The sequence below is a fragment of the Kitasatospora sp. NPDC085895 genome (genome assembly GCF_040702125.1).
Lineage (GTDB): Bacteria > Actinomycetota > Actinomycetes > Streptomycetales > Streptomycetaceae > Kitasatospora > Kitasatospora arboriphila.
In genome coordinates this window covers 186,573-197,444 of sequence record NZ_JBFBJY010000006.1, presented here as the reverse complement: position 1 = coordinate 197,444, position 10,872 = coordinate 186,573, and the positions used below count along the sequence as shown (strand labels likewise).

General features: G+C 74.7%; 11 protein-coding genes. 1 reads left to right on the top strand and 10 read right to left on the bottom strand.

The window, feature by feature from the left end; genetic code table 11:
* Positions 1 to 115 precede the first annotated feature (115 nt).
* The 10 genes from AB0442_RS06155 to AB0442_RS06110 all read right to left on the bottom strand — a co-directional run bounded on the left by AB0442_RS06155 (position 116) and on the right by AB0442_RS06110 (position 9,422).
* Complete coding sequence (locus AB0442_RS06155) at positions 116 to 361, bottom strand: hypothetical protein (protein WP_366160894.1); 246 nt, start codon at positions 359 to 361, stop codon at positions 116 to 118.
* On the bottom strand, positions 331 to 1,062 hold the full coding sequence (locus AB0442_RS06150; protein ID WP_366160893.1) for a polyprenol monophosphomannose synthase: 732 nt from the start codon (positions 1,060 to 1,062) through the stop codon (positions 331 to 333). The genes AB0442_RS06155 and AB0442_RS06150 overlap by 31 nt, the downstream gene beginning before the upstream one ends.
* Positions 1,063 to 1,173: 111 nt before the next feature.
* Positions 1,174 to 2,325, bottom strand: coding sequence for a M48 family metalloprotease (locus tag AB0442_RS06145; protein WP_366160892.1), 1,152 nt, complete (start codon positions 2,323 to 2,325; stop codon positions 1,174 to 1,176).
* A gap of 103 nt (positions 2,326 to 2,428) precedes the next feature.
* On the bottom strand, positions 2,429 to 3,451 hold the full coding sequence (gene glnII, locus AB0442_RS06140; protein ID WP_366160891.1) for a glutamine synthetase GlnII: 1,023 nt from the start codon (positions 3,449 to 3,451) through the stop codon (positions 2,429 to 2,431).
* 183 nt (positions 3,452 to 3,634) lie between these two features.
* Entirely contained in the window at positions 3,635 to 4,549 is a 915-nt protein-coding gene (locus tag AB0442_RS06135; RefSeq protein WP_366160889.1) for an SCO1860 family LAETG-anchored protein, read from the bottom strand.
* Positions 4,550 to 4,841: 292 nt separating this feature from the next.
* Positions 4,842 to 5,519, bottom strand: a complete 678-nt coding sequence (locus AB0442_RS06130; RefSeq protein ID WP_366160888.1) for a uracil-DNA glycosylase — start codon at positions 5,517 to 5,519, stop codon at positions 4,842 to 4,844.
* Between the two features lie 94 nt (positions 5,520 to 5,613).
* The gene (locus tag AB0442_RS06125) at positions 5,614 to 6,705 is read right to left on the bottom strand and encodes an amidohydrolase family protein (protein WP_366160886.1); all 1,092 of its coding nucleotides are present in this window, start codon (positions 6,703 to 6,705) and stop codon (positions 5,614 to 5,616) included.
* Positions 6,706 to 6,755: 50 nt separating this feature from the next.
* Positions 6,756 to 7,148 (bottom strand): hypothetical protein, encoded by a 393-nt coding sequence (locus AB0442_RS06120; RefSeq protein ID WP_366160884.1) that lies wholly within the window; start codon positions 7,146 to 7,148, stop codon positions 6,756 to 6,758.
* Between the two features lie 34 nt (positions 7,149 to 7,182).
* Positions 7,183 to 8,394 (bottom strand): hypothetical protein, encoded by a 1,212-nt coding sequence (locus AB0442_RS06115; protein WP_366160882.1) that lies wholly within the window; start codon positions 8,392 to 8,394, stop codon positions 7,183 to 7,185.
* 260 nt (positions 8,395 to 8,654) lie between these two features.
* Positions 8,655 to 9,422 (bottom strand): GntR family transcriptional regulator, encoded by a 768-nt coding sequence (locus AB0442_RS06110; RefSeq protein WP_344621978.1) that lies wholly within the window; start codon positions 9,420 to 9,422, stop codon positions 8,655 to 8,657.
* 269 nt (positions 9,423 to 9,691) lie between these two features.
* Here AB0442_RS06110 and AB0442_RS06105 point away from each other — a divergent pair, with 269 nt between their 5' ends.
* Positions 9,692 to 10,867, top strand: a complete 1,176-nt coding sequence (locus AB0442_RS06105) for an ABC transporter substrate-binding protein (protein WP_366160880.1) — start codon at positions 9,692 to 9,694, stop codon at positions 10,865 to 10,867.
* The last annotated feature ends 5 nt before the right edge of the window (positions 10,868 to 10,872 follow it).

Here is a 10,872-nt window from a genome sequence, read left to right as displayed (position 1 = left end):
GGGGGGGGGGGGGGGGTGGGGGGGGGGGGGGGGGGGGGCGGCGCGGGGGGGGGGGGGGGGGGGGGGGGGGGGGCGGGCGGGGGCGCCCCCCCCCCGCCCCGGTGGTGGCGGTCCGTCAGTGGTGCGGGTGGCGGGCGGCCTGCTGCTGGAGGAGCGCGGCGACGTTCGTGACGTCGTCGACGACCTCCAGGAAGTCGTCGACGTCGGCGGCCCGGGTGTTGTCGACGCCGGCGAAGAAGGCGTGGAGCCGGCCGTTGCCCGCGTCCAGGTAGCCGGCGACGGTCTCCCCGCCGACGGCGAGCTGCGGCCGCCCGCCGCTGCGGGGGCCGGTCAGCGGCGCCCGGCGAACAGCAGCTTCCACGGCGCGAGCGCCGACTCGACCTGGACGCCGAAGCTCATCTTGGAGGCGCCCTTGACCCGCTCCTCGAACCGGATCGGCACCTCCGCGATCCGCAGGCCGCGGCGGACGGTGCGGTGGTTCATCTCGACCTGGAAGGAGTAGCCGTTGCTGTGCACCGACTGCAGGTCGATCGCCCGCAGGGTGTCCGCCTTCCACGCCTTGAAGCCGGCGGTGGCGTCCTTGACGTTCAGCCGCAGGATCGCGTTGACGTAGAAGTTGGCCCAGGCGGAGAGCGCCTTGCGGTGCCACGGCCACTCGGCGGCGGTCGAGCCGCCCGGCACGTAGCGGGAGCCGAGCACCACCGCGGCGTCGCCGGAGAGCAGGGTCTCGACCATGACCGGGAGGACGGCGACGGGGTGCGACAGGTCGGCGTCCATCTGCACGACCACGTCGGCGCCCTCGTCGAGCGCCCGGCTCATGCCGGCGACGTAGGCACGGCCGAGACCGTCCTTGTCGGTGCGGTGCAGCACGCCGACGGTGTCCGGCGACCCGGCGGCCAGCTTGTCGGCGACCTCACCGGTGCCGTCCGGCGAGTTGTCGTCGACGACCAGCACGTGCAGGTCGGGCATCCCCAGGTCGGCGAGCAGGCCGACGATGACCGGCAGGTTCTCCCGTTCGTTGTACGTGGGCACGACGACGACCTTGGGGGAAGGGTCCACCATGAATCAGAGTCCTTGTTCGATACGTTCCGTGACGACTCCCGCGAGTCTACGGCCGCAGCCGTGGACGCCGGCACGACGGTCGGCGGCACGACGGTCGGCGGCGCCCGGGCCTCAGCCGGCCGGGCGCCAGGCGCGGGCGGCGGCGATCCGGCGGGTGGCGCTGGGGTGGGTGCCGAAGAGCAGCACCAGCAGGCGCGGCGGGTCGACGTCGGACACGTTGGCCACCGCGAGGCGGCGCTGCATCGCGATGAACTGCTCCGGGTCGTCGGTGAGTTCGAGGGCGTGCCGGTCCGCGCGGGCCTCGATGCGGCGGCTGGCGGCGGCCTGCAGCGGGCCGGTCGCGGACCCGATCAGCGCGGCCAGGGCGGCCAGCAGCGGCAGCGAGCGGGGGTCGGCGGCGCTGTCGGCGCCGGCCGCGTCCAGCAGCGGCTGCCAGTTCGCCGCCAGCCCGATCAGCACGGTGGCCGCGGCGGCCCCGGCCGCGCCGAGCAGGGTGCCGGTCAGCACGTCCCGGTGCTTCACGTGGCCGAGTTCGTGGGCGACGACGAGCTCCACCTCGCGCGGTTCGGCCGTGTTCAGCAGGGTGTCGTAGGCCACGATGCGGCGGGTCGAACCGAGGCCCGAGACGTAGGCGTTGAGCGCGGTGGTGCGGCGCGAGGCGTCCGCGACGAGGACGTCCCGCACCCGGACGCCGTCCCGGTCCGCGAGGCCCAGCAGGGCGTCCCGCAGCGGACCGGCGGGCATCGGCGAGAAGCGGTTGAAGACCGGTTCGATCAGCAGCGGGTGCAGGAAGGACAGCGCCGTCACCAGCAGCGCGGCGAGCACCGCGCCGGGGATCCACCAGCCGTCCGGGGAACGTCCGGTGAGGGCGTACAGGCCCAGTGCGGCGGGCAGGAGCAGCGCCAGCCCGAGGCCGAGGCCGCGCAGCGCGTCGAGCGCCCAGCCGCCCCAGCCCTGGGTGACCAGGCCGTAGCGGGCGCGGACGGCCCTGATCCGGGCCCCGAACGGCATCCGGACGGCCTGGCCGAGCACCGCCAGCGCCGCCGCACCGCCCAGCACCTCGGCGGTCCGCGAGCCGCCGAACAGCCCGCCCGCCCACGTCACCAGCCCGGCACCGGCCGGGGTGAGGCCGAGCACCAGCGTGAGGGCGAGCGCGGTGAGCGCACCGCCGAGCAGCCACGGCACCTGGGCGCGGCGCAGGGCCCGGCCGCGGGCCGTCTGCTCGGGCGTGAAGTCGGGCGTGGGGTCGGGGGCGTCCGCCATGGAACCACCCTACGGAAGGCCGTGCGCGGCGGGTACGGAAAGCGCCCGCCGCTCGCCTCCGCGGTGCGGAGGGAGCGGCGGGCGAAGGCTCCGGGAGCGCGGATCAGACCTGGCCGGCCTTCTCCAGCGCCTCGCAGCAGGTGTTGATCAGGAGGCGGGTGACGACGTAGGGGTCGACGTTCGCGTTCGGGCGGCGGTCCTCGATGTAGCCCTTCTGCTCCACCTCGACCTGCCACGGGATGCGGACGGAGGCACCGCGGTTCGAGACGCCGTAGGAGTAGACGTTCCACGGGGCGGTCTCGTGCTTGCCGGTGAGGCGGGACTGGATGTCGTCACCGTACTGGCTGACGTGCTCCATCACCTTGTCCTGGGAGGCGCCGAGCGACTCGCAGGCGGTGATGATCGCGTCGTAGCCCTCGCGCATCGCCTTGGTGGAGAAGTTGGTGTGCGCACCCGCGCCGTTCCAGTCGCCACGGGCCGGCTTGGCGTCCAGGGTGGCGTCGATGCCGAACTCCTCGGCGGTGCGGTAGAGCAGGTAGCGGGCGATCCACATGTCGTCCGAGACGGTCAGCGCGTCGACCGGGCCGATCTGGAACTCCCACTGGCCGGGCATGACCTCGGCGTTGATGCCGCAGATCGCGAGGCCCGCGTCCAGGCAGCGGTCGAGGTGCAGCTCGACGATCTCGCGGCCGAAGACCTCCTCGGCACCCACGCCGCAGTAGTAGCCGCCCTGCGGGGCCGGGTAGCCGCCCTCGGGGAAGCCGAGCGGGCGGGAGCCCTTGAAGAAGGTGTACTCCTGCTCGATGCCGAAGATCGACTCCTGGGCGGCGTACTGCTCGGCGATCGGGCGGAGCTTGGCACGGGTGTTGGACACGTGCGGCGTGCCGTCGATCTCGAAGACCTCGCACAGCACCAGGATGTTGTCACCGCCGCGGATCGGGTCCTTGACGACCTTCACCGGCTCGAGCACACGGTCCGAGGCGTGGCCCTCGGCCTGGTTGGTCGACGAGCCGTCGAAGCCCCAGGTGGGGATCTTGTCCGCGTTCGGCAGCACCCGAGTCTTGGAACGGAGCTTGGCGGTCGGCTGGGTGCCGTCGATCCAGATGTACTCGGCCTTGATTGCCATTGCGGTGAACCTCACTGCTTGGGTGGTGGGTGCCCGCGTAGCGTCGCAAGCCGCCGTTTCCCGGTTGTTCCTCCTATGTAACGCCCATGTGAACCAACCGTCCGCGGCGGCACGCTCACCCTCGGACAGTGCACGTCTCGGGATGTGGGCGCACCGGTGGGACGGCTGGTTCACCCGGGGCGGTCAGCGGCGGCGTGCGTGGGCCCGCCGACGGCGGGTGGCCCAGAGCGCCGCACCACCCGTGACCAGCAGCGTCGCCGCTCCGCCGACCAGCGTGCCGGTGCCGCTGCTGCCGGTGGAGGCGAGGGCCGCGGGCTGCTCGGCGGGGGCGGCGGCGTCGGCCTTCACGGGCTTCGACGCGGGCGATGAGGTCTGGACCACGGGCGCCGCGGTGGGCTTCTCGCACGAAACGGAGGCGACCGTCACCTTGCCCGTCACCCGGGCGACGTTGAGGTCGAGCGGGTTGAGGTCGACCGACACCTCCAGGGCGGAGGCCGCGGCGGTCGTCGTGGTGACCGTCTTCTTGGAGAACTCCACCTCCACCGTGCCGACGGCGGGCACGGCGACCCGGCTCGGGCTGTTCAGGCCGACGCCGACCGGGCGGCCCAGCACGGTCAGCTTCAGCGGGGAGGTCACCTTGGCGGTGGGCCGACCGTCCACCGGGCAGGTGACCTCGGCGGAGAGCGCCTGCAGGCCGAGCAGGGTGGTGCCGGGCAGGCCGGGGGCGTGCACGTCGGCGTCGGCGAGCGTCACGGAGGCCGAGGTGCCCCGGTCGTCGGCGTGCATGACCGAGCGGCCGACGTCCGCCTTGACCAGGGTGACCGGGCGGCCGCGGTCGACGCCGTCCACCGCCGCGGTGAGCATCGAGGCGTTCCGCTCGGCGGGTGTCTGCACCTTGTTGAGGGTCGCGTCGACGGGGACGCGCACCGCCTTGTCGAGCAGCGACACCTCCAGGTCGACCTCGGCGGTGACCGCCCGGGCGCTGCCCGCCGACCCCCTGGGCGTGGCGGCCTGCGCGGTGGCGGCCGGCAGCGAGACGGCGAGCGCAGAGGCGGCGAGCGAGGCGGCGACGGCGCGGACGGAAGAACGGGACGGCATGACGGAGTGACCCCCACACATGGACGAGGAGGAGCGCGCCACCGACGTCGTCCTGCGCGGGGCGCGGGGACGTCACCCCGCGCGGGGCGCGGAGACATCCCTGGCGCGGGCGCGGAGAAAACGGGGCGCGCACCGGTCCGGGGACGGGGCTCGTGCTCTGGACTGACAATCAGTCTCACTCGAACCGTGCGTCACCCGAGCACCACGGAGCGTCAGTTCACTCCTTCGGGTGAGGTTGACGCCGCGGCCTGACACCCGCCGGCCGCGGCACCCGAGACTGACGCCAACTCCGTTACGCCAGGCGCCAGTCCACCGGCTGCGCGCCCTGCCGGACGAGCTGCTCGTTGGCCCGGCTGAACGGGCGGGAGCCGAAGAAGCCGCGGTCCGCGGACATCGGGCTGGGGTGCGCCGACTCGATCGACGGGATCCCGCCCAGCAGCGGACGGAGGTTGCGCGCGGCCGAGCCCCAGAGGATCGCCACCAGCGGGCCGCCCCGGGCGGCCAGCGAGCGGATCGCCTGCTCGGTGACCTCCTCCCAGCCCCTGCCCTTGTGCGCGTTGGGCGTGCGCGGCGCCACCGTGAGCACGCGGTTGAGCAGCAGCACGCCCTGCTGCGTCCACGGAGTGAGATCGCCGTTGGACGGCGGCGGGAAGCCGAGGTCCGTCCCGTACTCCCGGTAGATGTTCACCAGGCTCGCCGGGATCGGCCGGACCTCCGGCGCCACGGAGAAGCTGAGGCCCACCGCGTGGCCCGGGGTCGGGTACGGGTCCTGACCGACGATCAGGACGCGGACCTGGTCGAAGGGCTGCTGGAAGGCGCGCAGCACGTTCGGGCCGGAGGGCAGGTAGGTGCGGCCGGCCGCGATTTCGGCGCGCAGGAAGTCGCCCATGGCCGCGACGCGCGGCGCCACGGGCTCCAGGGCGCGGGCCCAGCCGGGTTCGACGATCTCGTGCAGGGGACGGGGTGCCATGGTGATCACCCTAGCGGCCCCCGCCGACACGCCATCGGGGAGCTTGACGTCCGCGCCCCGCCCCTACTCACGGACGGCGCCGACGCCGTCCCGCTCAGGCCACCACCCGGCCGCGCAGCACCACGGCCTGCGGATCGGCCAGCACCCTGACGTCCGCCCGCGGGTCCTCGGCGTACACCACCAGGTCGGCCGGGGCGCCCTCGGTCAGGCCGTCCCGCCCCAGCCACGCGCGGGCCGCCCAACTCGCCGCCGACAGCGCCTCGGTGGCCGACAGACCGGCCTTCACCAGCTCGGCCACCTCCTCGGCGACCAGGCCGTGCGCGAGCGAGCCGCCCGCGTCGGTGCCGACGTACACCGGGATGCCCGCGTCGTGCGCGGCGCCCACCGTGTCGTACCGGCGCTCGTGCAACCGCCGCATGTGCGCCGACCAGGCCGGGAACTTCTCCTCGCCGCCCGCCGCCAGCTTCGGGAAGGTGGCGATGTTCACCAGGGTCGGCACGATGGCCACGCCGCGCTCGGCGAACTGCGGGATCAGCTCCTCGGTGAGCCCCGTCGCGTGCTCGATGCAGTCGATGCCGGCCGCGACCAGGTCCGGCAGCGACGCGGCGGCGAAGCAGTGCGCGGTGACCCGGGCGCCCTCCTCGTGCGCGGCGGCGATCGCCTCGCGCAGCGCGTCCCCGGGCCAGCAGGCCGTGAGGTCGCCCTCCTCGCGGTCGATCCAGTCGCCGACCAGCTTGACCCAGCCGTCTCCGCGGCGGGCCTCGTGCCGGACGAACGCGGCCAGGTCGCCGGGCTCGATCTCGTGCGCGTAGTTGCGGATGTAGCGGCGGGTCCGGGCGATGTGCCGCCCGGCCCGGACGATCCGCGGCAGGTCCTCGCGGTCGTCGATCCACCGGGTGTCGGCGGCCGAACCGGCGTCGCGGATCAGCAGGGTGCCCGCGTCCCGGTCGGTGAGCGCCTGCTTCTCGCTGGTGGCCTCGTCGACGGCGCCGTGCGCGTCCAGGCCGACGTGGCAGTGCGCGTCGACCAGGCCCGGCATCGCCCAGCCGGCGACGGTGCGGACGTCGGCGGCGTGCGCGGGGCGGTCGAAGGTGACCCGCCCGTCCACCACCCACAGCTCGTCCCGGACGTCCTCGGGCCCGACCAGCACCCGCCCCTTGATGTGCAGCACCGCGCCATCGCTCATGTCCCGCACTCTACCCACGGGCCGCCACGGGCAGGGCGGCGAAGAAGGTGTCAGGCGAGCGCCGCGAGCGCGACGAACCCGCCCCGGGCGGCGTCCCCGCCGAACACCTCGGCCCGGTCCACCTGCTCGGGCATCGCGTCGAGGGAGACCACCACGGCGCCGCCGGCCTCCGCCACCTCGGCGCACCAGGCGTCGATGTACGCGGCCTCCTCCGGGTCGCCGGGAGCGGTGAGCGTCGGGATCACGCAGCCGGCCCCTCCGGGTCCGTCGACCACGCACATGATCAGACTCGGTATCAGCGTCCACCCCTCGCAGACGGGCAGTCGCCCGTCGGGGCCTTCGCTCAGCGCCGGCAGGACGCTGTGGACGGGCGCCGCACCGAGCAGCAGCAGCGGGGGCACCGGACCCGTCACGAAGCGGGCGTTCTCGGGGGGCAGCAGCATCCGGTCACTGTGCCACGGCGGCCCGGCGCGGCCGTCACGGGGTGTACGACTCCACGACGGGGTGCCAGGCGTCCTGGAGCTGCGGCTGGGTGGAGCCGACGGCCCAGAGCGCGCCGGTGCCGGGAACGGGGGCGACCGAGAAGAAGGAGGCGCCGGCCGCGGCCGGGTCGGCCGGGTGGTGCGTCCAGGCGCCGTCGCGGTACCGGAGGGTGAAGGCCGGAACGGCGGCGCCGGGCTGCTCGCCGGCCGCCCAGAGGGTGCCGTCGGGGGCGACGGCCACCCCGTGGAGCTGGCCCTCCACCTCGGCGGGCGGGTCGGCGGGCCGCCAGTCGCCGCCGTCCCAGTGCAGCAGGTGGGGCCGGGCCGGGCCGTCCTCGTCGGTGCTGGAGCCGACCGCCCACACGTCGTCGGGGGCGAGCACGGCGACCGACTCCAGGGTGGTGCTGCGGCCGTCCTCACCGGGGGCGTCGACGATGCGCCAGGCCCGGCCGTCCCAGTGCTCGGTCAGCGGCCGGCCGGTGCCGTCCGGGTCGTAGGCGACGCCCACGGCCCAGAGGCCGCCCGCGCGGTCGGCGGCGGCGCCGAGCAGCGCGGCGTCGCCCTCCGTCCCCGGGGTGGGGACGGTGCGCCAGGCCGAACCGTCCCAGTGCAGGGCCAGCGGGCGGGGGGCGGTGGTGCGGTCCTGCGCGGTGGCGCCGACCGCCCACAGGTCGCGCGGGCCGGCGGCGGCGAGGGCCAGCGGGTGGACGGACCGGTCGGCCGGCCCGGCGGGCAGCGGGACCTCGCGCCAGGCGCGGCCGTCCCAGTGCAGGGCGAGACCGCGGTCCTCGCCGGCCGCCGGGTCGCTGCGGCTGCCGACCGCCCAGACGTCGCCCGGCCCGAACGGCAGGACGGCCTCCAGACTGCCCGCACCGCGGTGGCCGGGCACCTTCAGCCGGCGCCAGACCCGCCCGTCGTACCGCTCCACCAGCGGGGCGCCGCCGGCCTGGCTCTCCTCGTAGCCGACCGCCCACGCCGCGTCCGGCCCGAGCGCGGCGACCGAACGGAGCTCCTGGTTGCGCGGGGCGGGCGGCAGCCGGACGGCGTGCCAGCCGGCGGCCCGGGGGGCGGCACGGTCGGCCGGGCCGTCCGGGGCGGCGACCGGGACGGGCGGGGCCGCCGCGGTGGCCGCCGCACAGGCGAGCGCCAGGGTGACCGCCCGCCGGAGCAGCCGCTCCACCCGCCCGGTCGGTCCGGTCCGTGCCATGGGGTTCCCCTCCCTCGCGCACCGGCCCCGGCGGACCGTGCAGCACGAGTGCACCAACCCGCGGCCGTCCGGGCGAGCCGCAGCACCCGACTCGCCGCACACTCGACCCGATCGGGTGACACCTGACGAGGTTTCAACCGCCTCTCGCACGCCCGGCCGATCGCGGGCGGTGCGGTGCGGTGCGGTGCGGCGCGGCGCAGCGCGGGGTGGCGCGGCGCAGCGCGGGGTGGGGTGGCGCGGTGCGGTGCGGCGCGGCCGGGTCAGTCGCCGTCGCGGGCGTGGCGCGAGAGGGCCGAGGAGGCCAGGGAGTTGTGGATGGAGAAGGCGACCGTGCCGGGCAGGTAGCGGTCCTGGGACCACTCGACGGGCGTGCCGGTGGGGTCGGTGGTGCGACGCTTCTCGCGGAGCAGCGGGCTGCCGCGGCGGCAGCCGAGCAGGCGGGCGTCCTCGGTGTTGGCGGCGACCACGTCGATGGTGTGGTCGGCGTCGGTGAAGAGGATGCCGTGCTCGCGCAGCGGCTCGGTGTGCGAGACGGCGTCGGCGGGGAGTTCGGCGACGATCTCGCCGACCCGGGGCGGGTAGACGGTCCGTTCGACCATCACCGGCGTCCCGGAGAGGGTGCGCAGACGGAGGGTCACGTACACCTCCGAGCCGGGCTCCAGACGGAGCAGCTCGCACTCGGTGGCGTCGGCGGGGCGGCGGACGAGCGACTCCAGCCGGCCGCCGGGCTCCTCGCCCATGGAGCGGGCCCAGTGGGTGAAGCTGAGCAGTTCGGAGAAGCTCTGCACGCGGGCGGTGCCGAGCACGACGCGGCGGGTGCCGCGGCGGGAGGTGACGAGACCGTCGGCGCGCAGCAGGGCGAGGGCCTGCCGGACGGTGCCGCGGGAGACGCCGTACCGCTCGGCGAGGGCGCCCTCGGCGGGGAGGCGGCCGGCCTCGCCGTAGCGGCCGGTGGTGATCGCCTCGCGGAGGTCGGCGGCCACCGTGCGGTAGAGGGCGCCGGTTGCGCGGTCCGGGTCTGCTGGCACGGCGGTGTGGTCCTTCCTGGCAGGTGTCCGCCGCATTCGGCGCGGGGCGGACGGCACCGACTGTAACCGTTTTCGATCACCGATCGGCGGGCCGGTCTCCACCGTTCCCGCAGCCGCCCCCTGTCCTGGGGCGTCCGTTCACCTTCCCGTCACCGCTCTCCGGCGTACTTACCGGCGTCGCCGAAAGTTGGCTGGCCAACTTGGCCCGTCCGGCCGGCGCCTCCCCGAGCGAATCCCGCAGCAGCGCCCCTCACCCTGGAGAACCATCCGTGACCGTGCACCGCGCCCGTGCCGCCGCCTTCGCGGCCGTGCTGACCGCCGCCGCGCTCTCCCTGTCCGCCTGCGGCTCCGCGGGCTCCTCCGCGGCCTCCGGCGACGCCGGCAAGCCCGCGGCGGGCGCCAAGGCCGCCAAGGACGCCGCCTCCGCCGCCGACCTCGGCGGCATGGACGCCCTGGTCGCCGCCGCCAAGAAGGAGGGGAAGCTGCACGTCATCACGCTGCCCCACGACTGGGCGAACTACGGCAAGATCCTCGAGGGCTTCAAGGCCAAGTACGGCATCGAGATCGAGGAGGAGAACCCGGACGGCTCCAGCCAGGACGAGATCAACGCGATCACCTCCCGCAAGGGCCAGGACCGCGCCCCCGACGTGGTCGACCTGGGCAGCGCCTTCGCCCTGCAGGCCGCCAAGGACGGGCTGCTCGCCCCGTACAAGGTCGCCGGCTTCGACAAGATCGCCGACACCATGAAGGACCCGGCCGGCCTGCGGGTCAACGACTACGGCGGCTACATCTCGATCGGCTGCGACGCCAAGCGCGTCGGCACCTGCCCGAAGACCTTCGCCGACCTGCTGAAGCCCGAGTACAAGGGCAAGGTCGCGCTGAACGGCAACCCCACCAAGTCCGGTTCGGCCTTCGGCGGCGTGTACGCGGCCGCGCTCGCCAACGGCGGCACGCTGGACAACATCCAGCCCGGCATCGACTTCTTCGCCAAGCTGAAGCAGTCCGGCAACTTCAACCCGGTCGAGTCGACCCCGGCCACCGTCGAGAAGGGCGAGACCCCGATCTCGATCGACTGGTCCTACCTGAACGCCGGCTACACCGACGAGTTCAAGGGCAAGGGCATCGACTGGCAGGTCTCCGTCCCCTCGGACGGCTCCTACGCCCAGTACTACAACCAGGGCGTCAACAAGTTCGCGCCGCACCCGGCGGCCGCCCGCCTGTGGCAGGAGTACCTGTTCAGCGCCGAGGGCCAGAACCTCTACCTGGGCGGCTACGCCACCCCGGCGCTGTTCGACGCCATGAAGAAGGACGGCACCCTCGACACCGCCGCGGCCGCCAAGCTGCCGGCCGTCGAGAAGCCCTTCACCACCTTCCCGACCCAGGACCAGATCACGGCCGCGAAGAAGGTCGTGACCGAGAACTGGACCAAGGCGATCGCGGGCTGATCGAC